This is a genomic window from Mycobacterium sp. DHQP2018-32-09, from assembly GCF_058148405.1.
Map to the genome: position 1 here is coordinate 1 of NZ_JBYVYK010000052.1, position 14,531 is coordinate 14,531.

Annotated in this window: 15 protein-coding genes; 11 read left to right on the plus strand and 4 right to left on the minus strand. The window is 71.3% G+C overall.

Annotated features, from left to right (window positions below; genetic code table 11):
• Positions 1–993, plus strand: a 993-nt coding sequence (locus AC30CM_RS21855; RefSeq protein WP_490119011.1) for an LmeA family phospholipid-binding protein, incomplete at its 5' end; no start/stop codon positions are given.
• Positions 994–1,113: 120 nt separating this feature from the next.
• Here AC30CM_RS21855 and AC30CM_RS21860 read toward each other — a convergent pair.
• Positions 1,114–1,791 (minus strand): guanylate cyclase, encoded by a 678-nt coding sequence (locus AC30CM_RS21860; RefSeq protein WP_490119053.1) that lies wholly within the window; start codon positions 1,789–1,791, stop codon positions 1,114–1,116.
• Between the two features lie 41 nt (positions 1,792–1,832).
• On the opposite strand from AC30CM_RS21860, the gene AC30CM_RS21865 reads away from it, so the two are divergent.
• On the plus strand, positions 1,833–1,997 hold the full coding sequence (locus AC30CM_RS21865) for a hypothetical protein (protein ID WP_490119012.1): 165 nt from the start codon (positions 1,833–1,835) through the stop codon (positions 1,995–1,997).
• Positions 1,998–2,004: 7 nt separating this feature from the next.
• Here AC30CM_RS21865 and AC30CM_RS21870 read toward each other — a convergent pair whose 3' ends face one another.
• Positions 2,005–2,865 (minus strand): alpha/beta fold hydrolase, encoded by an 861-nt coding sequence (locus AC30CM_RS21870; RefSeq protein ID WP_490119013.1) that lies wholly within the window; start codon positions 2,863–2,865, stop codon positions 2,005–2,007.
• Between the two features lie 123 nt (positions 2,866–2,988).
• Here AC30CM_RS21870 and AC30CM_RS21875 point away from each other — a divergent pair, with 123 nt between their 5' ends.
• The 4 genes from AC30CM_RS21875 to AC30CM_RS21890 all read left to right on the plus strand — a co-directional run bounded on the left by AC30CM_RS21875 (position 2,989) and on the right by AC30CM_RS21890 (position 5,627).
• The gene (locus AC30CM_RS21875) at positions 2,989–3,462 is read left to right on the plus strand and encodes a VOC family protein (RefSeq protein ID WP_490119054.1); all 474 of its coding nucleotides are present in this window, start codon (positions 2,989–2,991) and stop codon (positions 3,460–3,462) included.
• 113 nt (positions 3,463–3,575) lie between these two features.
• Positions 3,576–4,172, plus strand: a complete 597-nt coding sequence (locus AC30CM_RS21880) for an Rv1363c family protein (protein ID WP_490119014.1) — start codon at positions 3,576–3,578, stop codon at positions 4,170–4,172.
• Positions 4,169–4,711: an Rv1363c family protein gene (locus tag AC30CM_RS21885; RefSeq protein ID WP_490119015.1), complete on the plus strand. Its 543-nt coding sequence runs from the start codon at positions 4,169–4,171 to the stop codon at positions 4,709–4,711. Before AC30CM_RS21880 ends, AC30CM_RS21885 begins: the two co-directional genes overlap by 4 nt.
• A 10-nt stretch (positions 4,712–4,721) precedes the next feature.
• Positions 4,722–5,627: an alpha/beta fold hydrolase gene (locus AC30CM_RS21890; RefSeq protein ID WP_490119016.1), complete on the plus strand. Its 906-nt coding sequence runs from the start codon at positions 4,722–4,724 to the stop codon at positions 5,625–5,627.
• Positions 5,628–5,675: 48 nt separating this feature from the next.
• Here the strand turns inward: AC30CM_RS21890 and AC30CM_RS21895 are convergent, their stop codons facing one another.
• Positions 5,676–6,461, minus strand: a complete 786-nt coding sequence (locus AC30CM_RS21895; RefSeq protein WP_490119017.1) for a helix-turn-helix transcriptional regulator — start codon at positions 6,459–6,461, stop codon at positions 5,676–5,678.
• A gap of 78 nt (positions 6,462–6,539) precedes the next feature.
• Between AC30CM_RS21895 and ilvD the strand changes: the two genes are divergently transcribed.
• The 3 genes from ilvD to AC30CM_RS21910 are packed head-to-tail and all read left to right on the plus strand — an operon-like array spanning position 6,540 to position 11,482.
• Positions 6,540–8,402 carry a dihydroxy-acid dehydratase gene (ilvD, locus tag AC30CM_RS21900; protein WP_490119018.1) on the plus strand — a complete coding sequence of 621 codons (1,863 nt, stop codon included), beginning with the start codon at positions 6,540–6,542 and terminating at the stop codon, positions 8,400–8,402.
• Positions 8,403–8,417: 15 nt separating this feature from the next.
• Positions 8,418–9,683, plus strand: a complete 1,266-nt coding sequence (locus AC30CM_RS21905) for a DUF1298 domain-containing protein (protein ID WP_490119055.1) — start codon at positions 8,418–8,420, stop codon at positions 9,681–9,683.
• 59 nt (positions 9,684–9,742) lie between these two features.
• Positions 9,743–11,482, plus strand: a complete 1,740-nt coding sequence (locus AC30CM_RS21910; protein WP_490119019.1) for a DUF3556 domain-containing protein — start codon at positions 9,743–9,745, stop codon at positions 11,480–11,482.
• A gap of 82 nt (positions 11,483–11,564) precedes the next feature.
• On the opposite strand, the gene AC30CM_RS21915 is transcribed toward AC30CM_RS21910, so the two are convergent.
• Positions 11,565–12,362, minus strand: a complete 798-nt coding sequence (locus tag AC30CM_RS21915; protein WP_490119020.1) for a FadR/GntR family transcriptional regulator — start codon at positions 12,360–12,362, stop codon at positions 11,565–11,567.
• A gap of 207 nt (positions 12,363–12,569) precedes the next feature.
• Here AC30CM_RS21915 and AC30CM_RS21920 point away from each other — a divergent pair, with 207 nt between their 5' ends.
• Together AC30CM_RS21920 and AC30CM_RS21925 are read left to right on the plus strand one after the other, a co-directional pair.
• Complete coding sequence (locus tag AC30CM_RS21920; RefSeq protein ID WP_490119021.1) at positions 12,570–13,727, plus strand: thiolase family protein; 1,158 nt, start codon at positions 12,570–12,572, stop codon at positions 13,725–13,727.
• A complete protein-coding gene (locus AC30CM_RS21925; protein WP_490119022.1) occupies positions 13,724–14,524 on the plus strand; it encodes a crotonase/enoyl-CoA hydratase family protein in 801 nt (266 codons plus the stop codon). The genes AC30CM_RS21920 and AC30CM_RS21925 overlap by 4 nt, the downstream gene beginning before the upstream one ends.
• Positions 14,525–14,531 lie beyond the last annotated feature (7 nt).

The following is a 14,531-nucleotide window of genomic DNA, read 5'->3' on the forward strand; positions in this document are numbered from 1 at the left end:
CGGCAGCCGCCGCGGCCGTCGGGGCCACCGCCCCGACCGGCCCCCGCGCCAGGTCCGCCTCCCGAGCCGGCCACCGAGGCGTTGCGGCCGCCGGATCCCGGCCGCACCGAGCAGATCCAGGCCCCCCGCCGCTCGCTCGAGCCGGGTCGCACCGAGAAGATGCCCAGGCCGCCGTCACCCGCCGACCATCAGCCCACCCAGCAGCTCGACCGCGGCGAGCCACAACCCGCGCAGCCCGCCGAAATCGCTGCGAAACCGGTGCGGCGCCAAGGGTTCTTCACCCGCCAGACCATCGCCCTGCTGGCGGTGATCGTCATCGCGGCGATCGCCGGTGGGCTGGCGGGCGGCGAACTCTACGCCCGGCACCGCGCCGACGGCATCCTGACCGCCGTCGCGGAGTGCGTCGTCGACGACGGCGCGACCATCTCGTTCGGCGTCAACCCGCCCTTCCTGTGGCAGCACGTCACCGGGCACTACACCAACATCTCGGTGGTGACGGCCGGGGACAACGTGCAGTCGGCCAAGGGCATGACCGCCGACGTGACGCTGCGCGACGTCCGGTTGGAGGGCACCGCGGACTCCAAGGGCACCATCGGCTCGCTCGAGGCGACGCTGACCTGGAAGTCGGCGGGCATCAAGGACACCGTCGCCGACAACCTGCCCGGCGTGGGCAACCTGGTCACCAACGTCACCACCGATCCGGCCGCGGGCACCATCGTGATGCAGGCCGGCTCGGCCAACAGCGTCACCGCCAAACCCGTTGTGGCCAACGGTGATCTGAACCTTCAAGTGCTCGACGTCAAGGGCGTGCTGACGAAGGACACGGTGCAGAAGGCGCTCGACGACCTGACCAAGAAGCTGAACGACAACTACCCGTTGGGCATTCACGCCGACAGCGTGAAGGTCACCTCGGCGGGCGTGGTGGGCACGTTCTCCAGCCAGGACGCGAAGATCCCGACGGGGGAGTCGAACCCGTGCTTCGCCCGGCTGTAGGAGCGGGCATGGGGAGCGGGCGATAGGAGCGGGGTGGAACGATTCGGTCCGCCGACCTCGGGGAAAGTATCGGCGGACCGAATCATGCGATATAACGCATGTGTCGGGCCGGGATATTCCTCAGCGCAGGACCGAGATCTCGTCGCCCAGCCGGTACCCATCGGCCAACGGCAGTGCGTCCCCGCTCCAGAACGATCCCGGGTCGAACCAATTGTGATGCTTCTCGGTGGTCAGCAGCCCCATCTCCTCATAGGTGATGGCGACCGTCTCGGCGCAGTAGGCCGTTTGCAGACCGGCCGCGCGGCCGGCCGCCTTCTTCCGCTCCGCCGACTCCCGCACCGCGCGGTGCACGAACGGCAGCCCGCGCGTCCAATCGCTGACCGTCGGCAGCCGCCCGCGTAACCAGCGGCCCGTCAACCGCGCCGTCGTCGGGAACGCCGTGCCGTCCATGCGGGCGATCACGCGCAGCAGCCGGTCCTCCTGCTCCCGTCCGGCGTACGGGGTCAGCTGGCGCAGCCAGCAGCGCTGCCCGTAGACGTCCATCCACTGCTCGACGGCCTGGCGGGCGTCGTTGAGCTGTACGCCGCGGTGATGCGTGCCGGTCCACACGTCCAGCAGCTTGGCGCCCAGCTCGGCGTGCCAGATCAGCGGCGGCAGGTCGTCGATGGCGACCGTCATCCCGACGTGGTTGACCGGCGCATTGGTCAGCGTCTGGATGGCGCGGTCGGGCCCGGAGTCGCCGCGGAACAGCCAGACGTCGCCGGTGCGCGTCTCGGCCAGCGCGCGCTGCAAGGTCACCGTGTTCGCCTTCACCAGCGCAGCTTAGGCAGAATCCGGGCATGCGAGGGATCTGGAAGTGGGTCGGTCTTGCCGGTGCCGCGGGCGTCGTCGCCGGCGGCGTCCTGGTGGCGCGCGACCAACGCAAGCGCAACGCCTACACGCCCGACGACGTCCGCGCGCGGCTGCACCAGCGCCTCGCCGAGGCGGACTCCGACCCCGCGTAGGCCCGGGTCAGGACGCGACGAAGGCCACGACCGCGTCGGTGAAGGCGTCGTTGTCGTCACCCGCCGCCGTGTGCCCGGCGTCGGACAGCTCCACGAACCGCGTCGACGGCACCTTGGCCAGGAAGTCCTCGACGCCCTCGGTGGTCACCACGTCCGACAACTTGCCGCGGATCAGCAAGATGGGGATCTCGAGGCGCGTCGCCGCCTGCTCCAACATGTCGACGCGGGCGAACGGGTCGTCGTCGGGCTTGGTGAGGAACGCGGGATCCCAATGCCAGTACCACCGCCCGTCGCGCAGCCGCAAGTTCTTCTTCAGGCCCTCGGTGCTGCGCGGCCGCGTGCGGTGCGGCAGGTAGGCCGCCACGGCGTCGGCCGCCTCGTCCAACGACGCGAACCCGCCGATGCCGCTGGCCATGAAGTCACGGATGCGGGCGCTGCCGTCCTTCTCGAACCGCGGCACCACGTCGACGAGGACCAACCTCGTGACCACTTCCGGGCCCGCCTCGTGCGCCGTCGCGATGCCGGTCAGCCCGCCCATGCTGGCGCCGATCAACACCACCGGACCGCCGATCTGGTACACCACCGACAGCGTGTCGGCGGCCAGCGCCTCGACCGTGTAGGTGGCCGTGGGCGAACGGTCGCTGTCGCCGTGGCCGCGGCTGTCGAGCGCGATCACGCGGTAACCCGCCGCCGCGAGGGCCTGGCCGGTGCCCTTCCACGAGTGCCGGTTCTGCCCGCCGCCGTGCAGCATCAGGATGGCGGGCCTGCCGGTGTCGCTCGGGGCGTCGGCGTTCCACTCGTCGGCCACCAGCCGCAGGTCGTCGACCCCGCGGAACGTCGTGAAGCGGGGGCTGCTGGCATCGGTCACGGGCATCCTCCGAGGGCGTTGGGCGACGGCATCGTTGCCGACCCGTCCTGCACGTTACCCAGGCAGCACCGCCGCCCCGCACCAGCCCCGATGACTTTCACGCCCCGCCGCGGTCTGACGTACATGCCCATCATCACGCCATGCCTGTGGTTCGACGGCACCCTCGAAGCCGCCGCACGGTTCTACACCTCGGTGTTCCCCAACTCCTCCGTCGAGACGATGCACGTCGACACCGGCGCCGGTCACGGCAACCCCGGCGGCGTCCTCTACGGCAGCTTCGTGCTCGACGGGCGCCGGTTCCTCGGCATCAACGGAGGTCCGGCGTTCCCGTTCACCGAGGCCGTCTCCTTCGAGATCCGGTGCGCCGACCAGGCGGAGGTGGACTACTACTGGGACGCGCTGCTCGACGGCGGCCAGGAGTCGCAGTGCGGGTGGCTCAAGGACCAGTTCGGCCTCAGCTGGCAGGTGGTCCCCACCCGGCTCTACGAGCTGATCGAAGGGCCCGATCCGGCGGTGGCCAAGGCCGTCACCGCCGCGATGCTGACGATGCGCAAGATCGACGTCGCCGACCTGGAACGCGCCGCCGCCGACGCCTGACGGTCGGGCGGTGCGCCTCGGCGACCGCACCCATCCGGGCACGTACGTTGGACGCGGCGGTTCGGGGTTCCCCCGGGACCGCGCTGGTCTGCGAGTGCGACGGAGGAGCGAAGATGGCAGACGACGCTGCCGACCCCGGTGGAGCCCAGGACGTGGCGCCGGCGGGTCCGGTCGACGGCGCGGTCACCCCACCTCCGGCCGTCGACCCCTTCGCCCCCGCCGAGGGATCGCACGTCCGGCTGGCGCTCGTCGCGGGGTTGGTGGCGGTCCTCGTCATGGTGGGCGTGACCTGCTGGCTGGGGTTCGGTGCGCTCGCGTCGCAGCGGGCCGACGAGCAGCGCGCGGAGTTCCTGCGGGTGGGCCGCCAGGGCGCCGTCGACCTCACGACCATCGACTACACTCGCGTCGACGACGACGTCCAGCGCATCCTGGATTCGGCCACCGGCCCGTTCCTTGCCGACTTCCAGCAGCGTGCGGTGTCGTTCGCCGACGTGGTCAAGCGGGTCAGGTCCAAGGCGGTCGGCCGCGTCACCGAGGCGGGCATCGACGAGTACTCGCCGATCGGGGCCACCGTGCTGGTGGCGGTCACCGTCGACACCACGATCGAGGGCCAGCCGCCGCAACCGCGCCGCGCGTGGCGCATGCGCATCGCCGTCGAACGCGACCCGGAGGGCGCCGTCAAGGTGTCGAACGTGGAGTTCGTGGCATGACCGAGGAGACCACGGCCGAGGTCGGCGCGGAAGGCGTTGCCGCGCAATCGGATGACCTGCGCCTGGTGCGTGTGTGCGCCTACTGGGTGGTGCCGGCGGTGCTGCTGGTGCTGTGCGTGGCGGCCGGCTTCCTCAAGTACGTCGACGACTCGGCCACCACCGACGACACCGTGCGCGTCGAATCGGTGCGCGCGGCCAAGGACGGCGCCATCGCGCTGCTGTCCTACGCGCCCGACACCGTCGAGCAGCAGCTCGTCGCCGCGCGGGACCTGTTGACCGGTGAGTTCCGGCGGTCCTACACCACGCTCACCGACGACGTCGTGATCCCCGGGGCCCAACAGAAGCGCATCTCGGCGGTGGCCACGGTGCCCGCCGCGGCGTCGGTGGTCGCCGAACCGGACCACGCCGTGGTGCTGGTGTTCGTCAACCAGACCGTCGCCATCGGGACCAACCCACCGACCGACACCCCGTCGTCGATCCGGGTGACGCTGGACCGCGTCGACGGCGACTGGCTGATATCCGGATTCGACCCCGTCTGAGCGGAGAGCCGTGAACGAACCCCGCACCGTCACCGTCGCCGGCGGCTCCGACGTCGACCTCGTGGCCCAGGTCTGGGGTGCCGACGACGCCCCGATGGCCCTGTGCCTGCACGGTTTTCCCGACACCGCCCACGGCTGGCGCAAGGTCGCCCCGCTGCTGGCGGCCGCCGGGTACCGGGTGGTGGCCCCCTTCCAGCGCGGGTACGCCCCGTCCGGGTTGGCCGCCGACGGCAGCTACCACGTGGGCGCCCTGATGAGCGACGCCCTGCGGGTGCGCGACGCGCTGGGCACCGGTGACCGCGACGTGGTGATCGGCCACGACTGGGGCGCCATCGCGGGGGCCGGGTTGGCCGCCCTGCCGGAGACGCCGTTCCGCAGGGCCGTGATCATGTCGGTGCCGCCCGCGGCGTCGTTCCGGCCCATGCGCGGCGTGCCCGACGCCGGTCGGCTGCTGGCCCGGCTGCCGCGCCAGCTGATGCGCAGCTGGTACATCGCCTACAACCAATTGCCCTGGCTGCCCGACCATTCCGCGAGCTGGTTGATCCCGTGGCTGTGGCGGCAATGGTCGCCGGGCTACGACGCTGCCGCCGACGTCGAGCGGGTACGTGCCGCCATCGGGGCACCCGCCCACTGGCGGGCCGCGCTGGCCTACTACCGCCAGACCATGCGGGGCAGCAGGCCGCCGCAGCGCTACGCCGCCCTGCACGGCCACTGGCTGTCGGCGCCGGTGGTGCCGGTGCTCTACCTGCACGGCGCCGACGACGGGTGCGCGTCACCCGACTACGCGCACTGGGTGCGGCGCATCCTGCCCGACGGCAGCGCCGTCGAGATCGTGGCGGGCGCCGGGCACTTCCTGCAGCTCGAACGCCCCGACGAGGTCGCGGATGCCATCGTGGCCTTCCTCGCTCAGCCGTGATTCGTGGAGTTTCCGTCGCGCTGAGCGCGACGTAAACTCCACGAATCGCTAGGTGTAGACCACCAGCTGGAGTTCGGGCGCATCCGAGGGCCGCAGCTGGTGATGCTCGTAGCGCACGGTGCCCAGCTCGGGGTGATGGAACACGCGCTCGCGTGACTCGAACCCGCCGATGTCGTGCCGGTCCCAGCCGTCCCGGAACTCCGGGCTCACCTCGGACAGCCGCGCGACCAGGTCCAGCAGCGCGGGATCGCCCAGGCGCGCACCGACTTCGGCGCGGAACTCGGCGAGGAACCGCGTGCTGGTCACCTGCCAGTCGTCGAGCAACTCGCGCACGAACGGATCGGTGAACACCAGCCACAGCAGGTTGCGGTGGTGTGCCGGCGTGGTGGCCACCGGCGGATACAGCCGTTGGTAGGCGGCGTTCCAGCCGGCGATGCCCCACGCCGGGGTGAGCGCGTAGGCGGGATTGTCCCCGATGGCGTCCAGCAGCCGCTGTACGTGCGCGGGCACCTCGGTGACGTCGTCGGGCGACGCCGGGGACACGGGCGCGAACCCGGCGAGCGCCAGCACGTAGCGGTGCTGCGCGACGCCGAGCCGCAGCGTCCGGCTGACGGCGTCCAGGACCTGGCGTGAGGGATTGATGTCGCGGCCCTGCTCCAGCCACGTGTACCAGGTGACGCTCACGCCCGAGAGGTAGGACACCTCCTCGCGGCGCAGCCCGACGGTGCGGCCACGGCCGGCGGGCGGCAGCCCGAAGTCGCTGCGCGGCAGGCGTTCGCGACTGGCGCGCAGGAATGCGCCCAGTTCGGCGCGGCGCTCCTCGCTGGTCGGCACCCGACCGAGCCTAGTGCTCCCACTACTAGTACCCAGGGCGTCTTCCGTGCCCCGCCGTCCGGCCCGACAGTGGACGGCATGACCCCCACGTCGATCCCACTGCGTTCGCGCACCGTCACGCACGGCCGCAACATGGCTGGCGCCCGCGCCCTCCTACGCGCCGCAGGCGTCGCCCGCGAGGACTTCGGCAAGCCGATCGTCGCGATCGCCAACAGCTTCACCGAGTTCGTCCCCGGCCACACCCACCTGCAGCCGGTGGGCCGCATCGTGTCCGCCGCCGTCAGCGCCGCGGGTGGCATCCCACGCGAGTTCAACACCATCGCCGTAGACGACGGCATCGCGATGGGGCACGGCGGCATGCTCTACTCGTTGCCCTCGCGGGACCTGATCGCCGACTCGGTGGAGTACATGGTGCAGGCGCACTGCGCCGACGCGCTGGTGTGCATCTCGAACTGCGACAAGATCACCCCCGGCATGCTGATGGCCGCCCTGCGCATCGACGTGCCCACGGTGTTCGTCTCCGGCGGCCCCATGGAGGGCGGCCGCACGACGCTGGTCGACGGGCGGGTGCGCTCGGGCCTGCACCTCATCGACACCATGTCCGGCGCGGCCGACGCCACCGTCTCCGACGACGACCTGCAGCGCATCGAGGAGACGGCCTGCCCGACGTGCGGGTCGTGCTCGGGCATGTTCACCGCCAACTCGATGAACTGCCTCGTCGAGGCGTTGGGCTTGGCGCTCCCCGGCAACGGCTCGCTGCTGGCCACCCACACCGCGCGGCACGCCCTCTACCAGCGGGCCGGCGCCACCGTCGTCGACCTGGCCCGGCGGTACTACGACGGCGGCGACGCGACCGTGCTGCCGCGCGCCGTCGCCTCGCCCGCCGCGTTCGAGAACGCGATGGCGATGGACGTCGCCATGGGCGGTTCCACCAACACCGTGCTGCATCTGCTGGCCGCTGCGCACGAGGCGGGTGTCGACTTCGACGTCGCCGAGGTCGACGCCATCTCGCGGCGCATCCCATGCCTGTGCAAGGTCGCCCCCAACGGCACCTACCTGATGGAGGACGTGCACCGCGCCGGCGGCATCCCCGCGATCCTCGGCGAACTACACCGTGCCGACCTGCTGCGCCCCACCGTGCACGCCGTTCATGCACCCAGCCTCGACGACTGGCTGGACCGCTGGGACGTGCGCGGCCCGGCCCCCGGTGCCGCGGCCGTCGAGCTGTTCCACGCGGCGCCGGGCGGGCAGCGTAGCGCCACGGCGGGCTCGCAGTCACGGCGGTGGGAGTCCCTCGATCTGGACGCCGCGCACGGCTGCATCCGCGACGTGGCACACGCCCATTCGCCCGACGGCGGATTGGCGATCCTCGCGGGCACCCTCGCACCCGACGGCTGCGTGGTGAAGACCGCGGGCGTCCCCGAGCACCTGCTGACGTTCACCGGGCCCGCGGTGGTCGTCGAATCCCAGGAGGAGGCCGTCGACGCCATTCTGGGCGGGCGCGTCATCCCCGGCGACGTGGTCGTGGTCCGCTACGAGGGGCCGCGCGGCGGTCCCGGCATGCAGGAGATGCTGTACCCGACGTCGTTCCTCAAGGGTCGCGGCCTGGCCGCGGCGTGCGCGCTGGTCACCGACGGCCGGTTCTCCGGCGGCAGTTCCGGGCTGTCGATCGGCCACGTGTCGCCCGAGGCGGCGGCCGGGGGCGCCATCGCGCTGGTGCGCGACGGCGACCCGATCCGCATCGACATCCCCGCGCGCAGCATCACCCTGGAGGTGCCCGACGACGAGTTGGCCAGGCGCCGAGCCGAACTCGACCGCGCGGGCGGATACCGGCCGCGCCACCGCGACCGCCAGGTCTCGGCGGCCCTGCGGGCCTACGCCGCGCTGGCCACGTCGGCCGACCGCGGAGCGGTGCGTGACGTGACCGCACTGGGCGGCTGATCTAATGCCGGGGTGATGCGCTCGGCCGTGCGACCCTTGGCGCCCGTCGACGCCCAGATGGCGTGGATGGGCAGGCGGATGCCCAACGACCAATTCCTGCTCTACGGATTCGACGGTGCGCCAACCGATCTCACCGCGGCGATCGAGACGGTGCTGCAGCGGGCGCGCGGGTCGGCCGACCTGGCGGTGCGCCTCGTCGACCGTGGCCCGCTGCGCTACCCGGCGTGGGCGCCCGCGCACGTCGGACGCGACCGGACCCTCGTGCACCACCTCGCCGATGCCACGTGGGCGGGCTGCCTCGACGCGGTGGTGGCGCTGACGTCCGTGCCCCTCGGCGCCACGCCCTGGCGGCTGCACGTGTTCGCCGACGTGGTGGGGATCCCCGGCGTCACCGGCGCCGGCACCGTGGCCGTCGTGCAGATCTCGCATGCGCTGGGCGACGGCACCCGCTCGGCGGCGCTGGCGGCCACGCTGTTCGGGCGCCCGGGCGTGCCGCCGCAGCCCACCTACCCGCCGCGGTACCCGTTCGCCCTGCCGATCCGTGCCGCGCGGGCCTCACGGGACCACCGGCAGCTGGTGCGCGACGAGGCCGCGGGCCGGTTGCCGCCGCCCGCCGCGTCGTGCCCGGTGCTGCGCACCAACGGGCCGCCGACGGGTGCGCGCGTCATCCGGACGCTGACCCGGCGCCGCGCCGACGTGGGTCCGGGCACCGTCACCGTCGCGGTGCTGACGGCGGTGTCGGAGGCGCTGGCCGGGCATCTGCGTGACCTCGGCGACGACCCCTCGCACCTGACCGCCGAGGTGCCCATGGCCAAGCGCGGCCCGCGACTGGCCAACAACCACTTCGGCAACGTGGGCGTGGCCCTGCATCCGGACGTACCGCGGGCCGAGCGCGCGGCGCTCATCGCGGCCCAGCTCGCCGAGCGCAGGCGCCGCGCCGACCATCCGGCCCACCGCAGCGCGGCCATCGCCACCGCCTCGGTGCCCGCGGGACTGCTGCGCTGGGGCATCTCGCGGTTCGACCTCGACGCGCGGTCGGCGACCGCGACCGGGAACACCGTGGTCTCCAGCGTCTACCGCGGGCCCGCAGACCTCGAGTTCGGCGGCGCCTCGGTCACCGTCACCAGCAGCTTCCCGCAGCTGTCGCCGATGATGGCGTTGGCGCACGGCGTCCACGGCATCGGCGACACCGTCGCCGTCAGCGTGCACGCGGCCGAGTCGGCGCTCGGGGGAGCCGACGGCGTCGCGGCGTACGTCGACCGCCTGACCGCCGCCCTGTAGCCGTCGACACCGCGGGGAAACCGCGCCACCGGACTAGAACACGTTCTAATCTGTCCGGCATGGGCTTCTTCACACAGGACGCGCCCGTCGTCGACTACGAGCAGTGGAGCAAGGGCACGCGCGCCGAACGCATCGTCCCCATGGCGCGGCACTGGGCCGAGGTCGGCTTCGGCACCCCGGTGGTGCTGCATCTCTTCTACGTCGTCAAGATCGCGCTGTACGTGCTGGTGGCGTGGGTGGTGGTGCTGGGCACGGCGGGCATCGACGGCTTCACGAACGTGGCGCAGTGGTACCACGAACCGATCGTGTACCAGAAGGTCGTCCTCTACACGATGCTGTTCGAGATCGTCGGCCTGGGCTGCGGGTTCGGCCCGCTGAACAACCGGTTCTTCCCGCCCATGGGGTCCATCCTGTACTGGCTGCGGCCGAAGACCATTCGTCTGCCTCCGTGGCCCGGCCGGGTGCCGTTCACCCGCGGCGACACCCGCACCCCGGTGGACGTGCTGCTCTACGGCGCGCTGCTCGTCATGCTGGTCGTGGCATTGGCCTCCGACGGCACCGGCCCGATCCCCGCCCTCGGCAGCGACGTCGGCGTCCTGCCCGTGTGGCAGACCGCCGCCATCGTGGGACTGCTGATCCTGGCGGGCCTGCGCGACAAGGTGCTGTTCCTGGCCGCCCGCGGCGAGGTCTACGGCTCGCTGGCGGTGTGCTTCCTGTTCAGTGGCGCCGACATCGTCATCGCCGCCAAGCTGGTGTGCCTGGTCATCTGGATGGGCGCGGCCACCTCGAAGCTCAACAAGCACTTCCCGTTCGTCATCTCCACCATGATGAGCAACAACCCGGTGATCCGGCCGCGCTGGATCAAGCGCAAGTTCTTCGAGCGGTTCCCCGACGACCTGCGGCCCGGGCGGGCGTCGCGCTGGCTCGCGCACTTCTCCACCGCCATCGAGATGCTGGTGCCCCTGGTCCTGCTGTTCTCGCACGGCGGCTGGCCGACCTACGTCGCGGCGTTCGTCATGCTGTGCTTCCACTTCGGCATCCTCTCGGCCATCCCCATGGGGGTACCGCTGGAGTGGAACGTGTTCATGATGTTCAGCGTCCTGGCCCTGTTCCTCGGCAACGCGGGCATCGGGCTCGGCGATCTCACCAGCCCGTGGCCCGTGGTGCTGTTCCTTGCGGTCGCAGGCACCGTCGCCGTGGGAAACCTGTTCCCGCGCAAGGTGTCCTTCCTGCCCGGCATGCGCTACTACGCGGGCAACTGGGACACCTCGCTGTGGTGCGTCGCGCCGTCCGCCGCGGAGAAGATCGAACGCGGCGTGGTGTCGATCGCCAGCATGCCTGCCGCGCAGATGGAGCGGTACTACGGCAGCAAGGAGACCGCGGAGATGTACCTCTACATGGGGTACGCGTTCCGCTCGTTCAACACCCACGGCCGCGCGCTGTTCACCCTCGCCCACCGCGCGATGGCGGGCCGCGACGAAGCGCAGTACGTGCTCACCGACGGCGAACGCATCGTGTCCACCGCCATCGGATGGAACTTCGGCGACGGGCACATGAGCAACGAACAGCTCGTCGCCGCCCTGCAGCGGCGGTGCCACTTCGAACCCGGCGAGGTCCGCATCGTGATGCTCGACGCGCAACCCATCCACCGGCAGCGGCAGGAGTACCGCCTCGTCGACGCCGCGACGGGGGAGTTCGAGCGCGGGTGGGTCGACGTCGCCGACATGGTGACGCGGCAGCCGTGGGACGACACCGTGCCCGTGCACGTCACGGGCTCTACGTCGTCTGGTCGGGGGTGATCCGCGCGCTCATCACCGCACCTGGTCGCGGGTGATCCGCACGCTCCTCACCCCACCTGGTCGGGGGTGATCCGCACGCTCCTCACCCCATCACATCCCGGACCTTGACGTCCTCCAGCCCCTGCAACAACATGGTCCGCGCCACGTCGAGATGCTTGCGCCAGTGCCCCTCCGCCGCGGCGGCGTCCCCGGCGCGCAGCAGCGTCATGAGCCGCCGGTAGGAGCGGAGCAGCTTGTCGTAATCGGTCTTGGAGACCTCGTAGCGCTCCTTCATCGCGAACGCGGTGTGGCGCACGGTGATCTCGTGCAGCATCCCGGAGATGATGGTCAGCGTGGCGTTGTCCGACAGCTCGACCATGCGGCGATGGAACTCGCCGGTGGCCTCGGCCAGCTTGTCCGATTGCCAGCCTGCGGGCACGTCCTCGCTCAGCATGCGGTCCAGCTCGTCGAAGGCCTCGGCGTCACCGGACTCGGCCAGCAGCCGCGCCGCCATGGGCTCGATGCCGGAACGGGCCGCCATCACGTCGGCGATGGTGGCGCCGGACAGCTCCAGCAGCAGGCCCGCGGGCCGCGCCACGATCTCCGGGCCGGGGACCCGCACACGCGCGCCGGTGCGGGACCCGCGGCGCACCTCGACCAGCCGCTCCGACTCCAGGACGCGCACGGCCTCGCGCAGCGTGGGCCTGCTGACACCGAAGTGCGCCATCAGCTCGGCCTCGTTGGGCAGGAAGTCGCCATCCTTGAGCTGGCCGTCGACCACCATGCGGCGTAGGGTTCCGGCGACCAGTTCGGCCGTCTTCGGGGAGCGGACGGGGGACCCAGTCAACGGCGTCACGCTGTCGGAGCCGATCATCGGTGCCAGTGGGGTAGTGCGGGCCAACGGGTGTCTCTCCTGGGTACTGCGCCAGCTGACAGCCAGCTAGTCAACTCAGTAAACCATGTCGACACCCCCGGGGCGGCGTTCGCGCCCCGCGCGCGACCTGACCAACCAGTAGGTTGACCTAGTAAACCTACTCATTTACCTTCGGATGTGATCCACCGTGATCCCCAGGGTGCTCCCGCGCCGTCACTTCGAAGGAGAAGTCACATGGCTGAAGCCGTCATCGTCGAGGCCGTCCGGTCTCCCGTCGGAAAGCGCAACGGGGGCCTGTCCGGCGTCCACGCCGGCGAGCTGTCGGCGCAGGTGCTCAACGGGCTGGTGGAGCGCGCCGGCGTCGACCCCGCCCTCGTCGAGGACGTGATCTGGGGCTGCGTCATGCAGGCCGGCGAGCAGGCGCTCGACATCGCCCGCACCGCGGTGCTCGCCGCGGGCTGGCCGGAGACCGTTCCCGGCGTCACCGTGGATCGCCAGTGCGGCTCCAGCCAGCAGTCCGTGCACTTCGCCGCCGCAGGCGTGGTCGCCGGGCACTACGACGTGGTGGTCGCAGGCGGCGTCGAATCCATGTCGCGCACCCCCATGGGGTCCTCGCTGGCCAACGGCGGCCACCCCTACCCCGAGTCGTTCCGCGCACGCTACACCCAGACGCCCAACCAGGGCATCGGCGCCGAGATGATCGCCGAACAGTGGGGCTTCGACCGCACGGCGCTGGACCAGTACTCCCTCGACTCGCACGAGAAGGCCGCCGCCGCACAGGATTCCGGCGCCTTCGACGATCAGATCGTGGGCATCCAGGTCAAGGACGAGGACGGCAACTCCAGCGTGGTCCTCAAGGACGAGGGCATCCGTCGCGGCACGCCCATGGAGAAGATGGCCGCGCTCAAGCCCGCCTTCCGCGAGGACGGCGTGATCCACGCCGGCAACTCCAGCCAGATCTCCGACGGGTCGGCGGCGCTGCTGTTCATGTCGGCCGAGAAGGCGAAGTCGCTGGGGCTCAAGCCCCTTGCCCGCGTGCACACCGCCGTGCTCGCCGGTGCCGACCCCGTCATCATGCTCACCGCGCCCATCCCGGCCACGCAGAAGGCCATCAAGCGATCGGGTCTGAGCCTCTCCGACATCGGGGTGTTCGAGGTCAACGAGGCGTTCGCCCCGGTGCCCATGGCGTGGCTGGCCGACATCGGCGCCGACGAGAAGCGGCTCAACCCCAACGGCGGCGCCATCGCCCTGGGTCACCCCCTCGGCGGCTCCGGCGCCCGCATCATGACCACCATGCTCTACCACATGCGCGACAACGGAATTCAGTACGGCCTGCAGACCATGTGCGAAGGTGGCGGCCAGGCCAACGCGACCATCCTCGAGCTGCTGTGAGCACCACCGACAACGCCGCCCCGGGCGCACTCACCGAACGCCGCGGCAACGTCCTGCTGGTCACGATCAACCGGCCGGAGGCGCGCAACGCGGTCAACGCCGCGGTGAGCGAGGCGCTGGGCAATGCGCTGCACGAGGCGCAGCACGACGCCGAGGTACGTGCCGTCGTGGTCACCGGTGCCGGTCAAACCTTCTGTGCCGGAGCCGATCTCAAGGCCATCTTCCGCCGCGAGAACATCTTTCACCCCGAACACCCGGAGTGGGGCTTCGCCGGTTACGTCCAGCACGTCATCGACAAGCCGGTGATCGCGGCCGTCAACGGCACCGCGCTGGGCGGTGGCACCGAGATCGCGCTGGCGTCGGACCTCGTGGTGATCGAAGAGCGCACCACGCTGGGTCTGCCCGAGGTCAAGCGCGGGCTCATCGCCGGCGCGGGCGGGGTCTTCCGGATCGTCGACCAGTTGCCCCGCAAGGTGGCGATGGAACTGATCCTCACCGGCGAACCCATGTCCTCGGCCGACGCGCTGCGCTGGGGTCTGGTCAACCAGGTGGCACCCGACGGCACCGTCGTCGACGCCGCGCTGGCCCTGGCCGAACGGATCACCGTCAACGCCCCGCTGGCGGTGTGGGCGAGCAAGCGCGTCGCCCGCGGCGTCGACGAGGGCAGCGTCCCGGCCGAGCAGGCGGGCTGGGATCGCACCGTCCGGGAGATGGGTGCCGTGCTGCGCTCCGAGGACGCCAAGGAAGGACCGCTGGCCTTCGCCGAGAAGCGTCAGCCGGTGTGGAAAGCCAAGTAGGAGAACG